We start from the raw sequence: 23,651 nt of genomic DNA, 5'->3' as shown, positions 1-23,651 counted from the left end.
CTGTTCCGCCCCGATGGCTACAAGCTCAGCGATGAGCTGGAGCTGGAGATCGAAAAGCTGATCGACAGCGACATGACGCGGTTTCTCGCCAAGGGCCGCGACATCGGCCGCGCCCATCGCGACGAGGAAGCCCGCACCCGCTATATCGAATATGCCAAGCGCACCCTGCCCCGGAACATCGACCTTTCGGGCCTGCGCGTGGTGCTCGACTGCGCCAATGGGGCGGCCTACAAGGTGGCGCCGGTCGCGCTATGGGAACTGGGCGCGGAAGTCTTCACCATCGGCGCTGAGCCGGACGGCTTCAACATCAACTATAAGGTTGGGTCCACCGCACCCGAGGCCGTTGCCGCCAAGGTCAAGGAAGTGCGCGCCGATATCGGCATTGCGCTGGATGGCGACGCCGACCGGGTGATCATCATCGACGAAAAGGGCCATGTGGTCGATGGCGACCAGTTCATGGCGGTCATCGCCGAGAGCTGGATGGAACGCCAGATGCTGGTCGGCGGCGGCATCGTGGCCACGGTCATGTCCAATCTCGGGCTCGAACGGCACCTGAGCAAGCTGGGCCTGACGCTGGAGCGCACCCAGGTGGGCGACCGTTACGTGCTCGAAGCCATGCGCGCCAAGGGCTTCAATGTCGGCGGCGAGCAATCGGGACATATCATTCTCTCCGATTTTACTACCACGGGGGATGGCCTGGTGGCGGCCCTGCAATTGCTGGCCGTGCTCAAGCAGATGGGACGGCCGATCTCGGAAATCTGCGCCCGCTTCGAGAAGGTGCCGCAGCTGCTGCGCAGCGTGAAGTTCAAGGCCGGCAAGCCGCTCGAACATAAGCAGGTCATCCAGGCGATCGCCGATGGTCAGGCAATGCTGGGCGATGGCGGGCGCCTGGTCGTACGGGCCTCGGGCACCGAACCGGTCATCCGCGTCATGGGCGAGGCCGACGACGCCATGCTGGTGGAAACAGTGGTGGGGCAGATCGAGGCTGCCATCCGTCAGGTCGGCTGACCCCGGCAGCTGAAATATTGCCAAATCAATAAGAAGTAGAAAGCGCAGTAATCGTTTGTAAACGATCGTGATTGACGCGGGATTAGGGTTAAATCTTTAGGTTAAGTGGGCCTTAAGAAGTTTGCCGGATATTGGTCGCAATCGACTTGGTGTCGTGGCAACCAAAGGACCTTCGTCATGCGTAACCTAACCGCCGCAATGCTGGTCGCAGGAGCGACCATGATTGCAGGGCAAGCTGTTGCAGCAGATCTGCCCTACTATCCCCCCGTCATTGAAATCCCTGATGTGGACTACGGCTATTCCGGCTCGTTCTACCTGCGCGGCAGCGCTGGGGCGAACCTGATGTGGGCGCATGAGGTCAACCACCCAACAGCAACGCCATCGCGCTATGCCATTGATGGCTTCGGCTATGGCTATTCGGTCGGTGTCGGCGCCGGCTTTGAAACCGGAACCGGGCTGCGCTTCGACGCCACCTATGACTATCTGGGCAATAATGGCATGCGCGCCACCATCAATGATGGCGGTGGGCCGCTGGTCGATGGCGTCCACAGCCTGTCGCTCCGCTCCAGCGTGCTGCTGGCCAATGCCTATTATGATTTCGGCTTCGGCGATGGCTATGGCGCCGCCGGTGGCGCATTCGGTTATGTCGGCGCCGGTGCCGGTATTGCCTTCAACGACGCGGTCGTAACCGACCCGCTCGGCGCTGAATCGCGCAGCCAGAACACCAGCCTGGCAGCCGCCGGCATGGTGGGTGTCGGCTATGATTTCGGCCAGGTGGTTGCCGATGTCGGCTATCGCGCCCTCTATATCAACCGCATCGAAAACACGACTGCCGCCTTCCCCTTCTCGGTTGACAACAACTGGGTCCACGAAGTGCGCGGCACGGTCCGCTACCGTTTCAACTAAGGCAATGGTGGCGGACGGCCACCTCCGCCCCCTGACTGCATCGGGCCGGTGTCAGAAGACACCGGCCCTTCTTGTTGCTGCCCTCTGGACCTTTGCCATCGGCCAATGCTCAATGGCACCGGGAGGGTCCTTGCATGCATATTCTGATTATTGGCGCCGCCGGCATGGTGGGGCGGAAGCTGACCGCCGCACTGATCGCCTCTAGTGGCATTGGCGACAAGCCGATTGAACGCCTGACACTGGTCGATATCGTGGCGCCCGACGCGCCGCCAACGGATATTCCCACCTCCACACTGGCGCTCGACCTGTCCGTTCCGGGCGCCGCCGACAGGCTGATCGAGGGACGACCCGAGCTCATCTTCCACCTGGCGGCGATCGTTTCCGGCGAGGCAGAAGCCGATTTCGACAAAGGCTATGCCATCAATCTGGACGGCACGCGTCTTCTCCTTGAAGCCATTCGGCAGCAGGACACAGACGAGCCCTATTGCCCGCGTCTGGTTTTCACCTCGTCCATCGCCGTGTTTGGCGAACCCCTGCCCCCGGCCATACCCGACCACATGGCGCATACCCCGCTCACCAGCTATGGCACCCAGAAGGCCATTTGCGAGCTTCTGCTGGCCGACTATTCACGGCGCGGCTTCGTGGATGGCATCGGCATCCGCCTGCCCACCATTGTGGTCCGTCCCGGCAAGCCCAACAAGGCGGCCTCGGGTTTCTTCTCGGGCATCATCCGCGAGCCACTCAATGGCATGGAGGCCGTGCTCCCGGTTGACGAGACAGTCCGCCACTGGTTCGCCAGTCCGCGCGCCGCAATCGACTTTCTGCTCCATGCAGCGCGCCTCGATACGGCTCCGCTTGGGCAACGGCGGACGCTGACCATGCCCGGCCTCTCGGCCACCATTGCCGAGGAAATTGCCGCGCTTGAGCGCTTTGCCGGCCCGGCGGCCGTGCGGCTCATTCGGCGCGAACCGGACCAGACCATTGCTCGCATCGTGGCCGGTTGGCCGCAGAATTTCGATACGCGGCGCGCCTTGGAACTGGGGTTTCGGGCCGAAACCAGCTTCGACGATATTGTGCGCACCCATATCGAGGATGAGCTGGGCGGCAGACTGCCAGGCTGATCCGGGCGTAAAAATGGGCGCCGCAGACCTGCTGCGGCGCCCCAATTTTTGGCGGCTTTTTGGCCTCAGGCGCCGGTGACGCGCCAGATGACATCGCCCACATCGTCAGCCATCAGCACAGCGCCATCTTTGGCCAGGGCCACGCCGACCGGCCGGCCATAGGAATAGTTCTCGTCCGGCGACAGGAAATTGCTCAGGATTTCGCGCGGCATGCCCACCGGCTTGCCATCCTTGAACTCGACGAAGGCCAGCTTGTAACCCGAGAGCTTGGAGCGGTTCCAGGAGCCGTGCTGGCCGATGGCCATGCCGGCTGGAAAGCCCGGCAGGGTGCCCTCCGGCAGCCAGCACAGGCCCAGGGATGCGGTATGTCCACCCAGGGCATAATCCGGCTGCAGCGCGCTCGCCACCTTGGCAGCATCCTGCGGCACCCGGTCGTCCACGATGCGGTTCCAATAGCAATAGGGCCAGCCGTAAAAGCCGCCATCCACCACCGAGGTCAGATAGTCCGGCGGGGTTTCGTCGCCCAACCCATCGCGCTCATTGACCACCGTCCACAACTGTCCGGTCGTCGGCTCCCAAGCCATACCGACCGGATTGCGCAGGCCGCCCGCAAAAACGCGCGACTGGCCCGTGGTCAGATCCAGTTCATGGATACAGGCCCGGTTTTCTTCCGCGGCCATGCCGTGGTCGCCAATATTGCTCAGCGAGCCCACGGCCACATAGAGCTTGGTGCCATCCTTGGAGGCGATGAGATTACGCGTCCAATGGCCGCCCGGGATCAGGTCCATCAGCTTCTTGCCCGGGGTGGTAATCCTGGTCTCACCTTCCACATAGGGATAGGCGAGCACGGCATCGGACGCACCGACATAGAGCGTGTCGCCGATCAGCACGATGCCAAAGGGCTGGCGGACATTCTCGATATAGGCGTGGCTCTGTTCGGCGACCCCATCGCCATCGGCATCGCGCAGCAGGGTCACGCGATTGGGGCTCTTGCCCGCGGCACGCGCGCGCTTCATGGTCGCGTGCATCGCATGGTCGAACAGCGAGCGCGGACCGCTGCCTTCCTCACCCATGGACTCGGCCACCAGCACATCGCCATTGGGCAGCACGTGCATATTGCGCGGATGCACCAGCTTGCGCGCGAAGGCATTGACCTTGAGACCGGCGGCCGGGGTGGGCATGTGATTGCCTTCCCAGCCCTTGGCCGTCGGCATTTTCAGCGTGGGAATCTTGCCCTGCGGCTTGGCGTCGGGAATGGACGGCGCGGTGCCGAAAGCATGCGGCTTGGGACCGTCTCCGGCATGGCGGATGGCGACAGCGGCCCCGCCAACAAGGGCTACGATGCGGGCGAAAAGGGAAGACTCGGCCATGGATAATCTCGGTACAGAAACGTGGAATCTGGAATTGGCGCCAAGCTAATGGCTTTGTCCGCCAAGGGCCAGACGCTGGTATGATTTAAAGCGCGGATTTTGCAGCAAAACGGGCTGCCGCGAACCTAAGGTACCGGATCGGTTGGTGCATTCTGGGTCTCGACAGGGTCCTCGATCACCAGATCGCTCAACTGAATGGCCTCCTCGTCGGCCACCACCGAAACCGCGGCGCTCGTGCCCAGGTCGAAATTGTGCTTCTCCTCCTCGGGCAGGCCTTCGCGCCGCGCCAAGCGCACCGCAACAAAGGCGACCAGAATGGCGAAGACCACGCCATTGGTCACGAAAATGCCGGCGGGCCCCACCAGCTCGAAGCTGAGCGAGGAGAGGAGCGGCCCGATCGTCGCGCCGATACCGTTGAGCAGCAGGAGTCCTGCCGATACCTCGACATAGTCGGCCCGGTCGGCGAAGTCGAAAATATGGGCCGCCGCAATGGCGTAGCAAGGCAATAGGCCCGCGCCAAAGGCAAATCCCACAGCCAGCCAGGGCCAGGGCGCGAACGGCATGACCGCCAGAACGCCACCGGCGAGAATGGAAAACAGCGCCAGCCCGATCAACACCTGCCGCCGATCCATGGAGTCCGAAATCTTGCCCGCCGGCCATTGCAGGACCGCCCCGCCCAGAACGGCCGCGCTCATGAACAGGGCCGCATCGCGAATGCTGCCGCTGGCCTGGCTCGCATAGGCCGGCCCGAGCGACCAGAAGGAGCCGGTGGCCATGCCGATCAGGAAGATGGAGACCGTGCCGGTGGGCGAGAGCCGGAACATGCGCACCGGGCGGAAGCGGACAATGGTGATCGGCGCGGGCTGGCTTGAGCGGGTCATGACAATGGGCACTGCGGCCAGCGACACCAGCACCGAGGCGATCGAGAACAGCACGAAGCTATCCGGGCGGAACAGGGTCACCAGCATCTGACCCAGCGTGATGACGGTGAAATTGACCGTGACATAGGTGGAGATCAGCATGCCGCGGGTTTCATTGGTGGCCTGGTCGTTAAGCCAGCTCTCCACCACCAGATAGAGACCGGCCAGGCAGAAGCCGGTGATCAGGCGCAGACCGATCCAGATGATCGAATCAACGGCGATGGGATAGCCAAGGGCGGCCGCCGAGGCGATGGACACCAGCGCCGCAAAGGTGCGGATATGCCCTGCCCGCATGATCAGCAGCGGCGTGGCGGCACAGCCGGCCACGAAGCCCAGGAAATATCCCGAACCCAGAAGCCCAACCTCGAAGGCCGAAAAGCCTTCCAACCCCCCGCGAATGGGCAGCAGCATGACCTGCAGGCCATTGCCCGTGATCAGCAGCGCCACGCTGAGCAGAATGGCGCCAGCGGCCAGCATTGGAGAGAGGATTGTATTCCCGGGCATGTTCACCTGCCTTGATTCGCCTCCCGCTCATATGCCAGTTGCCCCCGGCTGGGCGATAGCCGGTACTGGTTCGACCCGCCGATCATGCACGCTTCGCGCGCTTGCTCCAAACCCCGACCGGCCAGATGCACCAGTTGCAAGAACATCTGTCGTCAATGACCAGGGCGCGCATGGGTTCCGCGCGCCGGACGGCGCTCCAGCCAAGACCCTTGGTCGATTCAGATTCCATTTGACGGCGCCGCGGTGCAGGCGTATTTGCGGCCTCAGGACATCTCGCCCTAACGCGAGACAATAGGCCTGGGAGGGCCGCGTGATATGGCTGATACGCCCCAAACCGCACCGGCGGTCAAACCGGCTAATCCAAATTTTTCTTCGGGTCCCTGTTCCAAACGTCCGGGTTGGACAATTGAGGCGCTTTCTGGCGCGCTGACCGGTCGCTCGCACCGCGCCAAGCCTGCCAAGGCGCGCATCCAGCAGGCCATCGACCTCACCCGCGAATTGCTCGAAGTCCCTGCTGATTATCGTATCGGCATTGTTCCCGCCTCCGATACCGGCGCGGTGGAGATGTTCCTTTGGAGCGCTCTGGGCGCACGGGGCGTCGACATGCTGGCCTGGGAAAGCTTCGGCGCCGGCTGGGTCACCGATGTGCAAAAGCAATTGAAGCTCCCCGATGTCCGCGTGCTCGAAGCCCCCTATGGCGAACTGCCGGACCTCAATGCGGTCGATTTCACCCGCGACGTGGTCTTCACCTGGAACGGCACCACCTCGGGCGTGCGCGTGCCGAACGCCGACTGGATCCCCGCTGACCGCCAGGGCCTGACCATCTGCGATGCCACCTCGGCCGCCTTCGCGCAGAATCTCGACTTCGCCAAGCTCGACGTCGTCACCTTCTCCTGGCAGAAGGCTCTGGGTGGCGAGGCTGCCCATGGCGTCTTGATCCTCTCGCCCCGCGCCGTCGAGCGGCTTGAAACTTACAAGCCCGACCGCCCGCTGCCGAAAATCTTCCGCATGACCAAGGGCGGCAAGCTGATCGAGGGCATCTTCAAGGCCGAAACCATCAACACCGTCTCCATGCTCTGCATCGAAGACGCGGTGGATGCCATGCAATGGGGTATCGAGATCGGTGGTCTCAAGGCCATGCAGGCCCGCGCCGACGCAAACGCCAAGGTGCTGGCCGACTGGGTTGCCAAGACCGATTGGGTCGATTTCCTCGCCAAGAAGGAAGATGAGCGCTCCAATACCTCGGTGTGCTTGGTGATCGCCGACCCCGAGGTCAATGCGCTGGACGCCGACGCTCAGGCCGCCTTTGCCAAGGCCATCGTCTCGCGTCTCGAAAAGGAAGGCGTGGCCTATGACATCGGCGGCTATCGCGACGCGCCGACGGGCCTGCGCATCTGGACCGGTTCGACTGTCGAATCCGCCGATCTCGAAAAGCTGACCCCGTGGCTCGACTGGGCCTACGCTCAGGAAAAAGCTGCTCTCAAGGCTGCTGCGTGAGGCGGAGCGAATAGGGAGGTAGCGAGTAGCGAATAGTCGCACCGCTGCTTCCCCGCCCCTCTTGCCTACCCGCCGTTCCCCATTCGCTATTCGCTTATCCCGAAGGGATGCCCTAATGCCCAAAGTTCTCGTTTCCGACAAGCTGAGCCCCACCGCCGTCCAGATCTTCAAGGACAATGGCGTCGAGGTCGACTACCTGCCCGATCTGGGCAAGGACAAGGACAAGCTGTTCGAAGTCATCGGCCAATATGATGGCCTGGCCATCCGCTCGGCCACCAAGGTCACCGAAAAGATCCTTTCGGCCGCCACCAATCTCAAGGTCATCGGTCGCGCCGGTATCGGTGTCGACAATGTCGATATCCCTGCCGCCACCAAGAAGGGCATCATTGTGATGAACACGCCCTTCGGCAATTCCATCACCACCGCCGAACATGCCATTGCCATGATGATGGCCCTGGCCCGCCAGCTGCCGGAGGCTGACGCCTCGACCCGCGCCAGCAAGTGGGAAAAGAACCGCTTCATGGGTGTCGAAGTCACCCACAAGACGCTGGGTCTGATCGGGGCGGGCAATATCGGCTCGATCGTTGCCGACCGCGCCCAGGGTCTCAAGATGAAGGTCATCGCCTATGACCCGTTCCTCACCCCGGAACGCGCCGTGGAACTGGGCGTGGAAAAGGTCGAGCTGAACGATCTGCTGGCCCGGGCCGACTTCATCACCCTGCACACCCCGCTGATCGACGCCACCCGCAATATCCTCAATGCGGAAACCCTGGCCAAGACCAAGAAGGGTGTTCGCATCATCAATTGCGCCCGCGGCGGCCTGATCGATGAAGCCGCGCTCTACGAAGCGCTCAAGTCCGGTCAGGTTGCCGGTGCGGCACTCGACGTGTTCCTTGAGGAACCGGCCCAGAACAACCCGCTGTTCGAGCTGCCCAACGTGATCTGCACCCCCCACCTGGGCGCTTCGACCACAGAAGCGCAGGAGAATGTGGCACTGCAGGTGGCAGAGCAGATTTCGGCCTATCTCATGACCGGCGAGATTACCAATGCGCTCAACTTCCCGTCCATCTCGGCCGAGGAAGCCCCGATCATCACCCCCTGGGTCAAGCTTGCCGAGGCCCTGGGTTCCTTTGCCGGCCAGCTGACGGAGACCGCCATTTCGGGCATCAAGCTCGAATTCGAAGGCACTCCGGCCGGCCTCAACACCCGCCCCATGGTGGCCGCCGCCATCAATGGTGTCTTGAAGCCCTCGCTGGGCGACATCAACATGGTTTCGGCGCCCCAGATCGCCAAGGATCGCGGCATCGTCGTCGAGACCACCAATCGCGACCAGCAGGGCGCCTATGAGGGCTATATCCGTCTGACGGTGACGACGGAGCGCCAGACCCGCGGCGTGGCCGGCACACTGTTCGCCAATGGCAAGCCGCGCATCATCCAGGTCAAGGACATCAACATGGAAGCGGAGATCACCCCGCACATGCTCTATGTCACCAATGAAGACAAGCCAGGCCATATCGGCCGCCTCGGCACCATTCTGGGCACGCTGGGCATCAACATCGCCAACTTCAACCTCGGCCGCGCCGAAGTGGGCGGCGATGCCATTGCCCTGGTTTCCATCGACGGCACCCTGACCGGCGACCAGCTTGGGCAGATCGCCGGCCTCGAAGGCGTCAAGCAGGCCAAAGCGCTCAGCTTCTAGGGCCGCGGTGGTCTCTCAAATGCACACCTATTGGGCGTCCCGCCATTCATATCGCGGGGCGCCCAACTTATCCTTGTAGCTATCACGAAGGCGCCGCGCCTCTTCGAGGACCTCTGCTGGCTGCTGCACCTTGGCCTCCTCACCGTCAAAGACGATGCCCCCGGTTATCCGAGCATAGCTGCCTGCTGCCGCAAGGACCGAAATGAGCTCTCGAGAATCTCCGCCGAAATAGAACGACATGGCATACTGCCAGGGTCCGCCAACGTCCCAACCTTCCTCGCCGAGTTCGCTGACAAGGGCGGCACAATCTTCGTGGAAGACTTCAAATCCGGTCCCCGCCCCATCCAGTCGAACGGGCAGGAAACCGCTCAACTCCTCGAAAACTGCCGATTGGTAGAGCAGCAGGTCAAAGCCGTCCGCATCAAGGCCGGCCTGCCACTCGCGCATGCTCGCAGTCCGATTGGAAAACACAATTATCATCATCGACATAAGCAATCTCCCTTCGAACAAAGAAGGAACACAGCGACATGCCAATGGCAATTACGGAGAACTGCGTAGAGCGCTGCGACGCGCCGCCCACTCCGCCAGCAGGATGCCGCTGAAGATGATAGCGGCGGCGATGAAATGATAGGCTTCGAGCGTTTCGCCAAGGATGATCACCGAGCCCAGCGTCCCGAAGACCGGGATGAGGTTGTGGCTGGGCGCAGCGCGGTTGGCGCCGACCAGCTCGACGCCGCGCGCATAGGCGACCTGGCTGAACATCGACGGAAAGATCGCCACATAGGCGATGACGGCCCAGACCACCGGCGGCGCCGAACCCAGCGTTGCCACCTGCCCCAGCCCACCCGGCGAGAAGGCCAGCATGATCACCGCGGTAATCGCCGCACCGGAAAAGCTCACCGCCATGAAGCTCAAGATATGCATCTTGGGGCGGAAGCGCAGCGCCAGGGTGTAGCTGGTGTATGCCAGGCAGGCGAGCATGACAAAACCGTCGCCGATATTGATGTCGAGCGTCACGATCCGCCCCAGATCACCATGGGTTGCCGTAAGAGCCACCCCGGTTATGGCCAGCAATACGCCGAGGATCTGGATCAGCTTGGCCCGTACCCGGAAGATGATGAAATTGGCGCCCAAAATGAGCATGGGCAGCGAGCCCTGCTCGATCGCCGAGTTGACCGCCGTGGTGGTTTGCAGCCCCAGATAGAGAAAACCGTTGAACAGCGCGTAGCCGACCGCGCCATAGGCCATCAGCACCAGCCAATGCCGGCGCACCACATCCCAATCCCCTTTCAGATGGGGCCAGGCGAAGGGCAGGATGAAGCTGGTCGCCAGAACGCAACGGCTGGCCAGCAGCAAAAATGGGTCGATTTGCCCAACGGTGAGCTTGGCGGCCACCACATTGCCGCCCCAGAACAACGGCGCCAGCACCAGTAGCAGATAAGGCTGTTCCAGAACGCGGGCGAAAAAGCCGCTACTTTGCTCATGTTGCGGCTTTGTCATCGTCGCCCGGGTGATGTAAGGACAATCGGACTTATCAGTTATTCGGCCGCAATCAAACCCGACAAAGCCGGCCGGGGGGACCTAACGTCCGATCATCGTGGACCTGCTTTGCGCCGGTCCTTTTCGTGTGCCTTGTTTGGGGAAGACTGAAATATGGCGAATGTGGTTGTCGTCGGCTCGCAATGGGGCGACGAGGGCAAGGGCAAGATCGTGGACTGGCTTTCGGAGCGCGCCGACGTGGTGGTGCGGTTCCATGGTGGCCACAATGCCGGCCACACGCTGGTCATCGACGGCGTCAGCTACAAGCTGGCCCTGCTGCCGTCAGGCCTGGTCCAGGGCAAGCTCTCGGTGATCGGCAATGGCGTGGTCGTCGACCCGCACCACTTTGTCCAGGAGATGGAAAAGCTGCGCGGCCAGGGCGTCAATATCACGCCCGAAGTGCTGCGCATCGCCGACAACGCGCCGCTGATTCTGTCGCTGCACCGCGAACTGGATGGCATTCGGGAAGACGCCAATTCCGGCCTCAAGATCGGCACCACCCGCCGCGGCATCGGCCCGGCCTATGAGGACAAGGTCGGTCGTCGCGCCATCCGCCTGGTCGACCTTTCCGAACCCGATACGCTGATGCCCAAGATCGAGCGGCTGTTGACCCACCACAATGCGCTCCGCCGCGGCATGGGCCTGACCGAAATTTCGGCCGACACCATTCACACCGAGCTGAGCACCATTGCCGCCGAAATTCTGCCCTTCATGGATCAGGTCTGGCGCGTGCTCGACCAGAAGCGCCGCGAGGGCGCCCGCATTCTGTTCGAAGGGGCCCAGGGGGCCCTGCTCGACAATGACCACGGCACCTATCCCTTCGTGACCTCCTCCAATACCGTCGCCGGTCAGGCCGCGGCCGGGTCGGGACTTGGCCCCACGGCCATTGATTATGTGCTGGGTATCACCAAAGCTTACACGACCCGCGTAGGCGAAGGCCCCTTCCCCTGCGAACTGGATGACGAGATCGGCAAGCACCTCGCAGTTGTCGGCCGTGAAGTCGGCGTCAACACCGGCCGTCCGCGCCGTTGCGGGTGGTTCGACGCCGTGCTGGTGCGCCAGACCGTCCGGACATCGGGCATTACCGGCATCGCCCTGACCAAGCTCGACGTTCTCGATGGCCTCAAGGAGATCAAGGTCTGCGTCGGCTATGAGCTGGATGGATCACGCATTGATTATTTGCCTGCCTCAATGGGGGCACAGGCACGGGTTAAGCCCATCTACGAGACGCTCGAAGGTTGGTCGGAAACCACCGCGGGCGCCCGTTCCTGGGCCGAACTGCCGGCTCAGGCGGTCAAATATGTCCGCTATATCGAGGAGCTGATCGGGGCGCCGGTGGCTCTGCTGTCGACCAGCCCGGAGCGCGCGGATACCATCCTTGTGGTAGACCCATTCCAAGATTAGGAAATTTTGATACAAGACTGCGCTGCAAGAGTGAGTACCAAGTAGCCGATGGCGGATTACAAGGAGCTGTTGCGTCGGGCGATCTCGGCGCTTCCGGAGAATAACGGGGCCGCGCGGCGCGCGGTCTATGAAAAGGCGCGTTCGGCCCTGGTCGGCCAGTTGCGCGCCATTCAGCCTCCTCTGCCCGCACGCGACATCACCCAGCATCGCCTGCAGCTCGAAGACTGCATTCGCCAGGTCGAACAGGAAGCCAGTGAAGCGGTGATCAGCCTGGGACGGGAAGGTCCGCTGAGCGCGCGTGCTGCGCCGGCGGCCGTTCCACCGCGCTCCGAACCGACACCGCCCCCCTCGCCCGCTCCGGCCGCTCCGCCCCCCGCAGAGGACGAAAGCGACGCAGCGCCCGACACCGCAATCGGGCCCGAGCCGGCAATATCCGACGAACCCGAGGCGGACTCCGAAGCGGTCAAATCCGATGCCGTGCAACCCTTGCCGCCGGTGTCCGATACCGCCGCATCAGAGGAGCGAGCGCCCGACACGCAGGATGCTGAGGCAAAGACTGCCTCCAGCGCGCCAACCTCTATCGAAGACATCATTGCCCAGGCCGCAGAGACCAGCGGCGCCAAAGTCACCGCCAATGAGGATGTGAGCGAAGCCGGGGCGCCCGGGCACGCCGCAACCAAGGCGGCTGAAGCACCGGTGGAACCGCCCCGTCCGGCACGGGGCTTCCCTTTCATGTCCCGCGGCCCGGCAGCAGAACAGACGGTCAAGCCGGCAGCTTCGGTCACCCCGGTCTCCCTGGCACCGCGCGTCGAGCCTGTCATGGGCAGCACGGCGCTGGCCAGCCAGGCCATCAGCACCGAGCCGGTGCTGATCGATCCGCCCATTCCGGTGGACCCGGCCCTTTCCGCGGTGCGCGAAGTCGAGGTGGAGCAGGATGATGCGCGGGCGGCCGAAGGGGCTATCGAACGCGCCATAGAAACGCTGGATCGCGAGGCCCGGGGCGAACCGACCGAGCCCCTGCCGGATCATGCCGAACCTGACGCCACCGCCACGCCCGACCCCGAGGCCGACGCCAGTTTCGATCCCGCGGGCGCCGAACGGCGTTCGGGCGCCGGCTTGACCATTTTCCTGATCGTTTTTGCGCTGCTGCTGGCGGGTGTCGGTGGCGCCGGGTTCTGGGCCTGGCGTGAAGGTTATGTCGATCTCGACCAGATGTTCGGCCGCAGCCAGACCGCCGTGGTGCAACCGCAAACGGTGGAACAGCCGGCCGTTCCCACCATGGATAGTACGCCGACCGCGCCGCAAACGGGCGAAGAAGCCGCTTCCGGTCCCGGCAATACGGCGACCACCACCGCCACCGAACCGACGAGCGCGCTCGAAGCGACCAGCGAAGATCGCCTTGAGCCGACACCTGAGCCGGTGACCCCCACGGGCACCGAGACCGTGCTGCCTTCGATTGGCACCGGCGAGGTCAAAACTGAAGAGCGCCTGTCGGGCGAGGACACCTCGATTGCTGCAACCAGCGATCCGGCAGCCAGCGTCGATCCGGTCGATCTGGCCGGCAATCAATCCCTGTTGCTGGAGGCCTCGACCGGCGGCCAGGCGAGCACAGTTCCCTTCTCGGGCACAGTGGAATGGACCGAGGGCACCGACGAGATCGGACAACCCACCCTGCAGGCCAATGCGAGCATCCCGGCGCGCAATATGAGCGTCTCCATCCTCATCCGGAAGAATATCGACCCCAGCCTGCCGGCCAGCCATCTGATGGAAATCAGCTTCAATGTGTCTGACACCTTCATCGGCGGATCGATTTCGAGCTTGGCCGGTGTGCTGCTCAAGGACGAAGAACTGGTTCCCGGCACGGCTCTGGCCGGTGCATCGGCGCGGATCGTGGGCAATACTTTCCTGTTCGCCCTTAGCGCCTCGCCGGACGATTTGGCCGCCAATACCGAGCTGCTCGACACGCGCCGCTGGATGGACCTGGCAATTGTCTATGGCACCGGACGCAACGCCATTCTCACCCTGGAAAAGGATGAGGATGCACAGGCCCTGTTTGATCGCGTCCTGACCGCCTGGGCCCAGTAGGACCAGTAGCGAGGGAGGATTGAGGGGCTAGACGCGCTCCAGCTTCCCCTCGACGATCCGATAGTGACGGCTGGCCAGAGCGGCAATGTCGTCGGCGTGGTGGCTCACCAGCACCGTGTGCCAACCGTGACGACGCGTCAGCTCGCCGACCAGGTCACGAGTGGTCCGGCGGGTTTCGTCGTCCAGCGCCGAGAACGGCTCATCGAGCAGCAGCACCGGCCGGTCGCGCAGCAAGGTCCGGGCCAGCGCCACACGCTGCTTCTGCCCGCCCGAGAGATTGGCCGCCAATTGCGTCTCAAAGCCGGACAGGCCGACCTCGGCAAGGGCCGCAGCAATCCGCTCCCGCGCCGATGCCTTGTCAATGTCGCGGGGCAGACCAAGCGCCACATTTTCCGACGCGCTCAAATGCTCAAAGAGATTATCCGCCTGCAGCAGCAGCGAGACGGGGCGACGTTCCGGCGGCAGCGGCAACAATGCCAGTCCGTCCAGGTCAAGCGATCCGCTGGCGGGTTGCAGGAAACCGGCCAGCAGATCGAGCAGGGTCGACTTGCCCGAGCCGCTGGCGCCGGACACTGCCGTCACCTCACCGGGCCGGGCCTCAAGAGTGAATCGGTAGGGCGTTCTCTGCCCTGGATGGGCAAAGACGAGATTATCGGCGCGGAGCATGGGCGATTCTTTCGACAAGGCGCGGCAGCCCGACAAAGGCAGCGATGGTGAAGATCAGCAGCAGGGCCGCGATCGCGGCGGCATCATTGGTCTTGTAAGAGCCCAGCGCACGATACATCAGCAGCGGCAGGGTCTGGAAATCCTGCGTACCGAAGAGGGCAATGACCCCCAGGTCTCCGAGCGAAAAGCAGAAGGCCAGAGCCAGCATCAGCCCGATGTCGCGCCCGAGCAGCGGATACTCGATCCGGCTGAATTGGTGCCAGCCAGACAGCCCCAGCGACCGGATCAGCTTGCCGCGCGTGCGCATGATGGCATCGAGCGGCGGGCCGAGCGTGGCGATAGCAAAAGGCAGCGACAAAAGGCTGTTGGCAATCACCACCACAATCGGCGCGGCCAGGCTTACACTGACACCCGAGGCGCGGACCAAAAGGAAGAAGCCAAGCGACAACACCACCGCCGGGACGGCAAGATAGGCATAGGCCGGGATATTCAACACCGTTCTGGCCACCCGATGCTCAACGGCGCTGCGCCCCAAAGCCAGGACCAGCGCGAGCACCAGCGTCAGAAGCGCGGAACTGGCGCCGATGCTGATGCTGGTCAGGGTCGACCACCAGAAGCTTGCCTGGCCGAGCACCCGCACCAGCCCGGCACCCAAGCCATCGTAGAGCACCGAAACAAGCGGCAGCGCGAAGCCAATCGCCCCCAAGGCCAAAGTGAACCACTGCAAGGCCCTGACCGGTGCCGCATCCCGCCACCGCGGTTGGACCGACCGGCCGAGTGCCGAAGGAATCGGAGAAAAGGCCGAGGCCACGACAATGACGAGGGAGCATACGGCAATCTGGGTCAGGGCCAGCCGCACCGCTCCGACGAGATCGAAATCGAGCCGCACGGCGGTATAGATGGCCACTTCCAATGTCTGGTTAGCCGGCCCACCGCCGAGCAGCAGGACGATCGGGAAGCTGGTGAAGGCCAAAAGGAAAATGATGGCCCCCAGCCCCGGCAGGCTGCCGCGCAAAGCCGGCCAATCAATGAGCGCAAAACGCTTCCAGGCCGACAAACCAAGCGACTGTCCCATTTTAAGCCGGCTTTGAGGAATGGCATCGAGCCGAGCCAGCAGGATGCGGGCGGCAAATGCCCCGTCCAGAACGACATGCGCCAGCAGGATACCCGATAGGCCATAGGCCGGACTGTCAAAGGTGATGCCGAATAAGGTGTCGGCGATCTGGTTGATCCAGCCATTGCGGCCCCAGATCGAGAGCAGGCCAAAGGCCACCACCATGCCCGGCGTGACGATGGCCGCGGCAAACAGGCCCACCACGAGATCGCGCCCGAAAAAGCGCAATCGGTTAAGCGCCCAGGCCAGAGCCGTGCCGACCAGCAGCGACAGCACCATGGTCAGCCCCGCCTGCAGCGCTGTCATGCGCAACAGGTGAGCGATGTCGATGCGCGATCCGCCGGATGCATCAGTGGCCGCCGCCAGGATCGCCCACAACACCGCCGCGATCAGCGCTGCGATGGCGAGCGTGAGGATCGCGGCCGACGCGACGCGGATGGGGCGGCGTGGGAGGGTCAGCATTGTCAGAATACCAGCCACCTGGCGAGGCCACCCCCACCCTTGATCCCTCCCCACGAGGGGGAGGGAGACGATGAGCGCAGGCGGCACGACCCTTCGCCTCCCTCCCCTTGATGGGCTTCGAGCCGTCCCGCAGGGCAAATCTCTCCGGTGGAGAGATTTGAGGGAAGAAGGAAAGAGGGTGGGGTGACACCAGGCATGCGATGCATGCTACTGCACCGCCGCGAGCATCTCGTCGATCCAGGCCGCCGAATTGGCCGTGATCTCGGCCTCGTCCAGCGTCAGTGTCTTGTCCGGCTGCGGCAGGCTTTCAAAGGCCGGATCGAGGTCAGCACCCAGATCCACCACCGGGAACATCCAATTGGTGGTCGGGATGACGCTCTGGCCTTCAACCGAAGTCAGATAGGCCAGGAAATCGCGCGCCAGATCCTGCTGGTCGGACGACTTGAGGATGCCGGCCACCTCGATCTGCGGGAAATGTCCCTCTTCGAACATCGCCGCCTTGATGGTGTGATCATCCGCATCGAAGATATGATAGGCTGGCGAGGTGGTGTAGGACAGCACCATGTCGGCTTCGCCATCCAGGAACAGCGAATAGCTCTCGCTCCACTCCCGCGTGATGGTGAGGATGTGCGGCTTGAGACCAGCCCAGATTTCGGGCGCACGGTCGCCATAGGCGGCCTTGACCCAGAGCAGGAGCCCGAGCCCAGGCGTTGCCGAACGCGGGTCCTGGATGGCGATCTTGATGTCGTCATCGAGCGCAATCAGCTCTTCGAACGAAGCCGGCGGCGCCTCCATGGTGTCGGTGTCCCACATGAAGGCGAAATGCGAATAGTCGAAGGGCACGAATTGCGCGTCAGTCCACTCACCCGGCAGGTCGAGATGGCTGAGCTCCAGGCCATGCTCGGCGAACAGCCCAGTTTCACGCGCTTCCCCGGCAATAGCTGTATCGAGACCCAGAATGATATCGGCCTCGGTGCTCTCGCCCTCAAGCTGCACCTTGCGCAGGGTGCCAATGGAGCTGTCGGCAGCGACCCAGTTGACCGTGCAGTTGCAAGTGGCTTCAAAGCCCTCCTTGAGGGGCACGCCTGGGCCCCATTCGGAGGCAAAGCCATCATAGGTGTAGATGGTGAGGGTCGGCTTGTCCTGAGCGAGTGCGGTGCCGGAAAGTCCGGCAAAAAGGACCGCAAACGCCAGCGAGGAGGATTTGACCATGATGGTCTCCCTTCGTTCGGTGTGCGGCCATGGGTGAAGGGATGTGTCAATGGTATAGGACGCGCGAGGGCACCCTTGCCATCTCGAACTTCCTCCGCCAGCATGACCTGGTTCAGGTTCTATGGGTAACTCTCAGCTCCGGCGGCAACCGGAACACCCCAGCGAGACGGTGCGGACCATATTGAGAGATAACCCCGAGTGCAATCCCCCATTCAGTCAACAGAACAGACCCTGCTGAGCTTTGATCGCCCGCTCGCCATCGTCGGCGGAGGCACTGCTGATTTCACGCTGCTACGCGACCTTGCGGCCCGCAATGTGGCGCTTGTCGCTGCCGATGGCGGCGCCAACGCCATTGGTGCGGCAGGTCTCGTGCCCGAGGCCATCCTGGGCGATCTTGATTCGATCGAGGACCGTGCAGCTTGGGAAGAGCGCACCCGGGTCATTCACATTCCCGAACAGATCACCACCGATTTCCAGAAGGCACTCTACTCCACCAGCGCCCCGGTGACGCTGGCCCTGGGCATGACCGGCAAACGCCTGGACCACACCCTGGCTGCGCTCAGCGCCCTGCATGAAGTGGCTCACAGGCGGCGCGTCATTCTGGTCGATGAGACGGACGTGGCGCTGGCGGTATCGGGATCGTTTGCCTTTGAGGCCACTCCCAGGGAACGCATTTCTGTGCACCCCCTGGTGCCGATTGTGTTTGAGCGAACCGAGGGCCTTTTCTACCCGATGAACGATCTGCTCCTCGACCCCGCCGGTCGGCTCGGCACCTCCAATGAGGGGACAGGCGGCCGCGTCGAGATCGTGCCGAAAGACGACACGCCCTGGCTGCTGATCCTGGGGCGGGAGCGGTTGTGGGATCTGATGGAGATTTGCACCGCGCGGGAGTGACGCGGCGGGCGCTGGTCCTAAACCGCCTCGCCCAGCCGGAACTGCAATTTGGCCAGCTCGGCATAGCGTCCGCCCTTGGCGACAAGTTCGTCATGCGTGCCCTGGTCGATGATCTTGCCGCCGTCGAGCACCAGGATAGTGTCGGCATCGCGAATGGTGGCCAGCCTATGCGCGATGACCAGCGTGGTGCGCCCGGCCATCAGATGCTCCAGCGCCAATTGCACCAATTGCTCGGATCGCGCGTCGAGCGCCGACGTCGCCTCGTCGAGCAACAGAATGGGCGCGTTCTTGAGAATGGCGCGGGCAATGGCCAGTCGCTGCTTCTGTCCACCGGAGAGCATGACGCCCCGCTCGCCCACCACCGTGTCGTAGCCCTTGGGCAGATCAGCGACGAAATCGTCCACGAGCGCCGCTTTGGCGGCCGCGACCACCTCGTCCATTCCCGCATCGGGCTTACCGAAGCGGATGTTCTCGGCAATGGTACCGGCAAAGATGATCGGCTCCTGCTCGACATAGGCAAAGCGCTGCCGCAGATCGCTGAGTTTCAGCTTGCGAATATCCACGCCATCGACCGAAACACTTCCCGCATGAACATCGTAGAAGCGCTGCAGGAGCGACAGGGTCGTCGACTTGCCCGAACCTGAGGGTCCGACCAGCGCGACTGTCTCGCCCTTGCCGACCGAGAAACTGACATTGTCGAGAACATTCTCGCCGCCTGGCCCGCTATAGGAAAAGCTGACCTGGTCGAAAGCCACGGTGCCCAGCGGCGGCTCGGGCAAAGCGACGGGAGTAACCGGATCGACAATCTCGGCATCGGTATCGAGGATTTCGGTGAGGCGTTCAGTGGCGCCGGCCACGCTTTGCAGATTGCCCAGCACTTCGGACACATTGGTGAGGGCACCCGAGGCCATGAGCGCATAAACGAGGAACTGGGCCAATTGTCCCGCCGTAACCGAGCCCTCGAAAACCGAGCGGGCGCCCCACCAGACGAGGCCCACCAGCGAAGCCGTGCCCAGGAAAATCACCAGACCCACCAGAAAGGCGCGAGCCCCCAGGCGCTTGACCTCGGCCCGATAGCTGGTTTCGCTGCTTGCATTGTAATGGACCGCCTGCACCTCTTCCTGGGTGAAGGCCTTGACCGTCCGGTTGGCCCCCAGCATTTCGGTTGCCATGGCCGACAGGTCCGCCAGCGCATCCTGCGTCCGACGCGACATGCCACGCAGGCGCCGGGCATAGACCATGACCGGAATGAGAATGGCGGGCAGCGCCACAACCACCCCCAGGGTGAGGACCGGGCTGGTCAGGATCATCATGATCAGCGCGCCGATAATGGTGACCATGGAGCGCAGGGCCAGCGAGAAGCTGGACCCGACCGCGTTGCGGATCGAGACGGTGTCGCCATTGAGGCGGCTGGTCAGTTCGCCCACCCTGTGGGTGTCGAAATAGCGGGTCTCGAGGCGCAGCAGATGGGAGAACACGGCCTGCCGGAGATCGGCCACGACCCGCTCGCCAATGACCGAGATGAAATAGAAGCGTGCGCCGCTGGCGACGGCCATGATTGCGGCGATACCGATGATCAGCCAGCCATATTGGCCCACCATGTCAATATTCTGCGCGACAAAGCCTTCGTCGATCGCACCGCCCAGAATGGCGGGAATGGCCAGCGAGGAAATGGCCGAGATCAGCAGGAAGACGACAGTCAGAGATAGCCGCACAGGATAGCGCAGCAGAAACGGCACCAAACGGCGCAGGGGCTGAAGCTGGCGCGGGGCAGCGCGGACTTCGGAGACGATCTTTTCAGGATTGGCTTGTGCCGGAACGGCCTGATCTGTCATGGCTGGAACACGCCGTTCTCACTGAGGGATCGGCCGCAGCCGCTGACCGCCCCCATATAGGGGCTGGCCCCGGAGCCCGCAACCGCGCCGAGGGGGGCAATATTGCCGCGTGGCCCATCTGAATGCACAACGCATTCTGCGCCCTTGCAGAAGCCGCGCTTCTGCTGTAACAAGCCGCCCAACACCAGATTGATGCTCTCCGGGCGCCGCGGCGCCCGTTTGATTTGAGGCAAGGCCATGAAGACCGATATCCACCCCGACTACCACACCATCAACGTGGTCATGACCGACGGCACCACCTACCAGACCCGCTCGACCTGGGGCAAGGAAGGCGACACGCTGCAGCTCGACATCGACCCCAAGACCCACCCCGCCTGGACCGGCGGCACGGGCCAGCTGATGGACCGCGGTGGCCGCGTGTCGCGCTTCAAGGAGCGCTTCAAGGGCCTCGGCATCTAAGCCGACCCGATTTCGTTTTTGTGCAGAGCCCGGCCATCGCGCCGGGCTTTGTCTTGCCTGGAGCTGGCCATGTTCATCCTGTCGCTGGCCTACACCGCGCCCTTGAGCGAAGTGGACAAGCATGTTGCCCCGCATATGGACTGGGTGGCCGGCGGCTATGACAGCGGCGTTTTTCTGGCCTCGGGCCGCAAGGAGCCTCGAGCCGGCGGCGTTATCCTGGCGCGTGGCGAGCGCTTGGCGCTCGAGGCGCTGGTGGCCTCCGATCCATTCGTGACGGCCGGGGTGGCGGTGTATGAGGTGACCGAAATCGTGCTCAGCCGCACCACTTCAGGTCTGGAAATGCTCAAGGGTTAGAAGGCTCAATCAGCCCGACCGAAGGCGGCCTTGAGGCGGGAAAGTTGATCCGCCACGCCATTGGCCTGGCCCGGTGCCATTGCCGGCAGGTCGCCCTTTTCCAGCGTATCGAGCTGCATCACCCGGTCGAACAGCCGGTCACCCTTGTCGATGAAGTCGCGCAAGGTCTGCGGGAGCTCGTCATAGCCCGGCCCGCCGCGCTGTGACGGCGTGGCGGAGAACTTGACCTTCTCCTTCTCCGAGCGGGCGTTCTCGCGGCTGATCTCGCCTTCATTGACCGCTCGCTGCAGCAGCAGCCAGGATGCCAGTTGCATCAGCCGTGTGGTCAGGCGCATGGATTCGGTGGCGTAGAGAAAACCGGCCTCGCGCGGCAGTACCCGGCTTTCGATCCGGCCTTCCGCATCGAGATAGGCGGCGACCGCCTCGATCAGGGCCATGCCTTCGCGGTAGAGCGCATCAAAGCTCCCCGACGCGACAATGCGCGGGCCCAACGATACCGCATCCCTGGTTTCACCGGTTTCGGCCACGCCGTTTCCTCCAACCGGAACATGCTAACCCCGGGCGTTCCGGTGGTCATCCATGCGGTGCCAGTATTGTTAATTTTGTGGTTGAAGCGTGGCGCCGCAACACACGGCCCAAAAAAGAAAAAGAGCCGCAGGGTTGCAGCTCTCGAAGTTAACAGGGAGGCGTCAAACAGAGGGAGAAACCACTCTGAAAAATCCAGAACAAGTCTGAATAATGAGACGTTACCGCCCAAACATTAATTTGAGCTTAACAGGACTCGATTTCTTAACCGTGCCCGTTGAACTCAGCGTAACGCTGTTGGCGGGTGATCCAGAAGGGTCCGCCCGGTCAGGGTGATGATCGGCTGGTCGCCGGCCAGTTCCACCCAGCCCTTGGCATAAAGCGGCGCGACATCGCTGCGCCGGCTCAGCGCCTCACCGCGGGCCAAGGCATTGAGACAGGCAAGTTCGGCCGCCCTGACACCTTCCAGAATTACATCATCCTGCCGCACCATCTTGGCAACTCCTCCAAAGCTTACCTCGAAATGCAGGCCGGGCCCGGGCTTTGTCTATTCGCCAAAGGTCGGATGGAAGGCTCTCGGGACCGAGCCGTCCTGCATGTCTTCCTCCACGCACCCGGCCATCCTGCCCGAGCTGCGAAGCTCTTCAAATGATAACGCCTTGTTAAACTTAACAAGCGCGGAGCCGTAACGGCACAATGGTGCCTTTGGTGCCATCACGAAATGGGTGTCTCAAAACTTGAACGCGGCTTCCGCGGCCCTGCGGGAATCGCCTTTGGCCGCCATGGCAGCCCTGAGCCGGGCGATTTCGGCTTCCAGCAGGCCAATGCGGTCCTGCAATTCTTCCACGGACAGCGCATCAAGGTTCATTCCGACCTCGTGGCTGACGGGGCGTTTGCGGTCTTCCTCTTCCATGGCGCAATCCTCACAAAACAACGGCGAACAAGTTTAGCCGAGCGATCTTGCCCGGCAAGCCGGCTTGCGCCAGCATTGGGCATGAACTTGCCAAAGACCATGACCGCCATCTGCATCGCCGGCCCAGGCGGCCCCGAGGTGCTGACCCCTTGCATCGAGCCGCTGCCGGAGATCGGCCCGCGCGACGTGCTGATCCAGGTAGCCTCCGCCGGTATCAACGGGCCGGACCTGGCGCAAAGGCGCGGGCATTACGCGCCGCCTCCTGGCGCGTCGCCCTTGCCTGGCCTGGAAGTGGCGGGGATCGTCGCGGCGCTTGGCGAGCAGGCCACGGGATTGGCCGTGGGGGACCCCGTCATGGCGCTGACCAATGGCGGCGGCTATGCCGAATATGTCTCGGTGCCCTTCGGTCAGGTGCTGCCCGTGCCGCAGGGCTGGAGCCTCGCCGAAGCGGCCGCTCTGCCCGAAACCTGGTTCACCGTCACCCAGACCCTGGTCATGCGGGCCGGCCTTGAGCCGGGCATGACCGTGCTTGTGCATGGCGGCGCCGGCGGCATCGGCGGCGCAGCCATCCAGATCTGTACCATTCTGGGTGCACGGGCCATTGCCGTCGTATCTGACGCCGACAAGGCCGATTATTGCGGGCGGCTCGGCGCCATCGCCGTGATCGATCGCACCCGGGAAAATATCGCCAACCGGGTCATGGAATTGACCGATGGGCGCGGTGCCGACCGTATTGTCGATCTGGTCGGCGGGGCGCTGGCGGCCGTCAATATCGCGGCCTCGGCCCGTGGCGGCCACATCGTCCAGGTCTCGACCCTTGAGGGCGCCAATGCCACGGTGCCCCTGCGCATGATGATGGCCAAGGACCTGACCCTGTCCGGCTCCACCTTGCGCCCGCAAAGCCCTGAGACCAAGGCGGAGATCGCCGCCCATATCCGCGCAACCTTTCTGCCCGCGCTGGCTGCTCCGGACTGGATCAAGCCCGAGATCAGAACCTTTCCGCTGGCGTCGGCGGCGCAGGCGCATGCCGAGATGGAGACACGCCGCCATCGCGGCAAGCTGGTGCTCGTCACCGATTTCGGCGCTGAACAAATGACCAGTTAGCCGTTGCGGCAAGGCGGTATTTTCCTTATATTACCGGTCAGTTCCCCTCAGCATTTGGCC

At 63.2% G+C, this 23,651-nt stretch carries 22 protein-coding genes and 1 riboswitch; of the genes, 11 read left to right on the top strand and 11 right to left on the bottom strand.

The features are described from left to right. The 3 genes from glmM to denD form a co-directional block, all read left to right on the top strand. On the top strand, window positions 1-1,008 hold a 1,008-nt coding region (glmM, locus tag QZ564_RS08565), incomplete at its 5' end, for a phosphoglucosamine mutase (protein ID WP_297107830.1). A 177-nt stretch (window positions 1,009-1,185) separates the two neighbouring features. Next, complete coding sequence (locus tag QZ564_RS08560; protein WP_297107827.1) at window positions 1,186-1,914, top strand: hypothetical protein; 729 nt, start codon at window positions 1,186-1,188, stop codon at window positions 1,912-1,914. A gap of 134 nt (window positions 1,915-2,048) precedes the next feature. Then, complete coding sequence (gene denD / locus QZ564_RS08555; protein ID WP_297107824.1) at window positions 2,049-3,035, top strand: D-erythronate dehydrogenase; 987 nt, start codon at window positions 2,049-2,051, stop codon at window positions 3,033-3,035. A gap of 65 nt (window positions 3,036-3,100) precedes the next feature. Here denD and QZ564_RS08550 read toward each other — a convergent pair whose 3' ends face one another. Both QZ564_RS08550 and QZ564_RS08545 read right to left on the bottom strand, forming a co-directional pair. Beyond that, a complete protein-coding gene (locus QZ564_RS08550; RefSeq protein ID WP_297107821.1) occupies window positions 3,101-4,405 on the bottom strand; it encodes a sorbosone dehydrogenase family protein in 1,305 nt (434 codons plus the stop codon). A 125-nt stretch (window positions 4,406-4,530) separates the two neighbouring features. Beyond that, a complete protein-coding gene (locus tag QZ564_RS08545; protein ID WP_297107818.1) occupies window positions 4,531-5,829 on the bottom strand; it encodes an MFS transporter in 1,299 nt (432 codons plus the stop codon). Between the two features lie 315 nt (window positions 5,830-6,144). Between QZ564_RS08545 and QZ564_RS08540 the strand changes: the two genes are divergently transcribed. Together QZ564_RS08540 and serA are read left to right on the top strand one after the other, a co-directional pair. Next, window positions 6,145-7,326: a phosphoserine transaminase gene (locus QZ564_RS08540; protein WP_297107815.1), complete on the top strand. Its 1,182-nt coding sequence runs from the start codon at window positions 6,145-6,147 to the stop codon at window positions 7,324-7,326. Window positions 7,327-7,441: 115 nt separating this feature from the next. Beyond that, window positions 7,442-9,025 (top strand): phosphoglycerate dehydrogenase, encoded by a 1,584-nt coding sequence (gene serA, locus QZ564_RS08535; protein WP_297107812.1) that lies wholly within the window; start codon window positions 7,442-7,444, stop codon window positions 9,023-9,025. A 27-nt stretch (window positions 9,026-9,052) separates the two neighbouring features. Here the strand turns inward: serA and QZ564_RS08530 are convergent, their stop codons facing one another. Continuing rightward, window positions 9,053-9,472 carry a hypothetical protein gene (locus QZ564_RS08530; RefSeq protein WP_297107808.1) on the bottom strand — a complete coding sequence of 140 codons (420 nt, stop codon included), beginning with the start codon at window positions 9,470-9,472 and terminating at the stop codon, window positions 9,053-9,055. Window positions 9,473-9,565: 93 nt separating this feature from the next. After that, window positions 9,566-10,525 (bottom strand): DMT family transporter, encoded by a 960-nt coding sequence (locus QZ564_RS08525; protein WP_297107806.1) that lies wholly within the window; start codon window positions 10,523-10,525, stop codon window positions 9,566-9,568. Window positions 10,526-10,678: 153 nt separating this feature from the next. Here QZ564_RS08525 and QZ564_RS08520 point away from each other — a divergent pair, with 153 nt between their 5' ends. Together QZ564_RS08520 and QZ564_RS08515 are read left to right on the top strand one after the other, a co-directional pair. After that, the gene (locus QZ564_RS08520) at window positions 10,679-11,968 is read left to right on the top strand and encodes an adenylosuccinate synthase (protein ID WP_297107803.1); all 1,290 of its coding nucleotides are present in this window, start codon (window positions 10,679-10,681) and stop codon (window positions 11,966-11,968) included. A gap of 48 nt (window positions 11,969-12,016) precedes the next feature. After that, entirely contained in the window at window positions 12,017-14,053 is a 2,037-nt protein-coding gene (locus tag QZ564_RS08515) for a hypothetical protein (RefSeq protein WP_297107800.1), read from the top strand. A gap of 27 nt (window positions 14,054-14,080) precedes the next feature. Here the strand turns inward: QZ564_RS08515 and QZ564_RS08510 are convergent, their stop codons facing one another. The 3 genes from QZ564_RS08510 to thiB form a co-directional block, all read right to left on the bottom strand. Continuing rightward, window positions 14,081-14,719, bottom strand: coding sequence for an ATP-binding cassette domain-containing protein (locus QZ564_RS08510; protein ID WP_297107796.1), 639 nt, complete (start codon window positions 14,717-14,719; stop codon window positions 14,081-14,083). Continuing rightward, window positions 14,703-16,313, bottom strand: a complete 1,611-nt coding sequence (locus QZ564_RS08505) for a hypothetical protein (RefSeq protein WP_297107793.1) — start codon at window positions 16,311-16,313, stop codon at window positions 14,703-14,705. The genes QZ564_RS08510 and QZ564_RS08505 overlap by 17 nt, the downstream gene beginning before the upstream one ends. Before the next feature lie 189 nt (window positions 16,314-16,502). Then, complete coding sequence (gene thiB, locus QZ564_RS08500; RefSeq protein WP_297107790.1) at window positions 16,503-17,507, bottom strand: thiamine ABC transporter substrate binding subunit; 1,005 nt, start codon at window positions 17,505-17,507, stop codon at window positions 16,503-16,505. A gap of 72 nt (window positions 17,508-17,579) precedes the next feature. Continuing rightward, window positions 17,580-17,678, bottom strand: a riboswitch (TPP riboswitch). Between the two features lie 27 nt (window positions 17,679-17,705). On the opposite strand from thiB, the gene QZ564_RS08495 reads away from it, so the two are divergent. Then, window positions 17,706-18,401, top strand: coding sequence for a thiamine diphosphokinase (locus QZ564_RS08495; RefSeq protein WP_297107787.1), 696 nt, complete (start codon window positions 17,706-17,708; stop codon window positions 18,399-18,401). 17 nt (window positions 18,402-18,418) lie between these two features. On the opposite strand, the gene QZ564_RS08490 is transcribed toward QZ564_RS08495, so the two are convergent. Continuing rightward, window positions 18,419-20,236 carry an ABC transporter transmembrane domain-containing protein gene (locus tag QZ564_RS08490; protein ID WP_297107784.1) on the bottom strand — a complete coding sequence of 606 codons (1,818 nt, stop codon included), beginning with the start codon at window positions 20,234-20,236 and terminating at the stop codon, window positions 18,419-18,421. Between the two features lie 237 nt (window positions 20,237-20,473). Between QZ564_RS08490 and rpmE the strand changes: the two genes are divergently transcribed. Together rpmE and QZ564_RS08480 are read left to right on the top strand one after the other, a co-directional pair. After that, window positions 20,474-20,695: a 50S ribosomal protein L31 gene (gene rpmE, locus QZ564_RS08485; protein ID WP_220304708.1), complete on the top strand. Its 222-nt coding sequence runs from the start codon at window positions 20,474-20,476 to the stop codon at window positions 20,693-20,695. 69 nt (window positions 20,696-20,764) lie between these two features. Then, complete coding sequence (locus tag QZ564_RS08480) at window positions 20,765-21,049, top strand: YciI family protein (protein WP_297107774.1); 285 nt, start codon at window positions 20,765-20,767, stop codon at window positions 21,047-21,049. A gap of 5 nt (window positions 21,050-21,054) precedes the next feature. On the opposite strand, the gene QZ564_RS08475 is transcribed toward QZ564_RS08480, so the two are convergent. The 3 genes from QZ564_RS08475 to QZ564_RS08465 all read right to left on the bottom strand — a co-directional run bounded on the left by QZ564_RS08475 (window position 21,055) and on the right by QZ564_RS08465 (window position 22,487). Next, the gene (locus QZ564_RS08475) at window positions 21,055-21,576 is read right to left on the bottom strand and encodes a DUF1465 family protein (RefSeq protein ID WP_297107771.1); all 522 of its coding nucleotides are present in this window, start codon (window positions 21,574-21,576) and stop codon (window positions 21,055-21,057) included. A gap of 281 nt (window positions 21,577-21,857) precedes the next feature. After that, window positions 21,858-22,067 (bottom strand): hypothetical protein, encoded by a 210-nt coding sequence (locus tag QZ564_RS08470; RefSeq protein WP_297107768.1) that lies wholly within the window; start codon window positions 22,065-22,067, stop codon window positions 21,858-21,860. A gap of 237 nt (window positions 22,068-22,304) precedes the next feature. After that, on the bottom strand, window positions 22,305-22,487 hold the full coding sequence (locus tag QZ564_RS08465) for a DUF1192 domain-containing protein (RefSeq protein ID WP_297107766.1): 183 nt from the start codon (window positions 22,485-22,487) through the stop codon (window positions 22,305-22,307). A gap of 81 nt (window positions 22,488-22,568) precedes the next feature. Here QZ564_RS08465 and QZ564_RS08460 point away from each other — a divergent pair, with 81 nt between their 5' ends. Next, window positions 22,569-23,591: an NAD(P)H-quinone oxidoreductase gene (locus tag QZ564_RS08460; protein WP_297107763.1), complete on the top strand. Its 1,023-nt coding sequence runs from the start codon at window positions 22,569-22,571 to the stop codon at window positions 23,589-23,591. Window positions 23,592-23,651: the final 60 nt, after the last annotated feature.

It is taken from the genome of uncultured Devosia sp. (assembly GCF_913055165.1).
GTDB lineage: Bacteria > Pseudomonadota > Alphaproteobacteria > Rhizobiales > Devosiaceae > Devosia.
Note: the sequence above shows the minus strand (reverse complement) of the source record. Positions and strands in the feature narration are given on the sequence as shown.

Bases quoted from the DNA above. Each gene is read 5' to 3' on its own strand.
- QZ564_RS08520 (WP_297107803.1), top strand. From the start codon at position 10,679: ATGGCGAATGTGGTTGTCGTCGGCTCGCAATGGGGCGACGAGGGCAAG.
- QZ564_RS08465 (WP_297107766.1), bottom strand. From the start codon at position 22,487: ATGGAAGAGGAAGACCGCAAACGCCCCGTCAGCCACGAGGTCGGAATG.
- QZ564_RS08515 (WP_297107800.1), top strand. From the start codon at position 12,017: ATGGCGGATTACAAGGAGCTGTTGCGTCGGGCGATCTCGGCGCTTCCG.
- QZ564_RS08550 (WP_297107821.1), bottom strand. From the start codon at position 4,405: ATGGCCGAGTCTTCCCTTTTCGCCCGCATCGTAGCCCTTGTTGGCGGG.
- QZ564_RS08510 (WP_297107796.1), bottom strand. From the start codon at position 14,719: ATGCTCCGCGCCGATAATCTCGTCTTTGCCCATCCAGGGCAGAGAACG.
- QZ564_RS08490 (WP_297107784.1), bottom strand. From the start codon at position 20,236: ATGACAGATCAGGCCGTTCCGGCACAAGCCAATCCTGAAAAGATCGTC.
- denD (WP_297107824.1), top strand. From the start codon at position 2,049: ATGCATATTCTGATTATTGGCGCCGCCGGCATGGTGGGGCGGAAGCTG.
- serA (WP_297107812.1), top strand. From the start codon at position 7,442: ATGCCCAAAGTTCTCGTTTCCGACAAGCTGAGCCCCACCGCCGTCCAG.
- rpmE (WP_220304708.1), top strand. From the start codon at position 20,474: ATGAAGACCGATATCCACCCCGACTACCACACCATCAACGTGGTCATG.
- QZ564_RS08480 (WP_297107774.1), top strand. From the start codon at position 20,765: ATGTTCATCCTGTCGCTGGCCTACACCGCGCCCTTGAGCGAAGTGGAC.
- QZ564_RS08460 (WP_297107763.1), top strand. From the start codon at position 22,569: ATGAACTTGCCAAAGACCATGACCGCCATCTGCATCGCCGGCCCAGGC.
- thiB (WP_297107790.1), bottom strand. From the start codon at position 17,507: ATGGTCAAATCCTCCTCGCTGGCGTTTGCGGTCCTTTTTGCCGGACTT.
- QZ564_RS08525 (WP_297107806.1), bottom strand. From the start codon at position 10,525: ATGACAAAGCCGCAACATGAGCAAAGTAGCGGCTTTTTCGCCCGCGTT.
- QZ564_RS08470 (WP_297107768.1), bottom strand. From the start codon at position 22,067: ATGGTGCGGCAGGATGATGTAATTCTGGAAGGTGTCAGGGCGGCCGAA.
- QZ564_RS08530 (WP_297107808.1), bottom strand. From the start codon at position 9,472: ATGCGCGAGTGGCAGGCCGGCCTTGATGCGGACGGCTTTGACCTGCTG.
- QZ564_RS08545 (WP_297107818.1), bottom strand. From the start codon at position 5,829: ATGCCCGGGAATACAATCCTCTCTCCAATGCTGGCCGCTGGCGCCATT.
- QZ564_RS08540 (WP_297107815.1), top strand. From the start codon at position 6,145: ATGGCTGATACGCCCCAAACCGCACCGGCGGTCAAACCGGCTAATCCA.
- QZ564_RS08560 (WP_297107827.1), top strand. From the start codon at position 1,186: ATGCGTAACCTAACCGCCGCAATGCTGGTCGCAGGAGCGACCATGATT.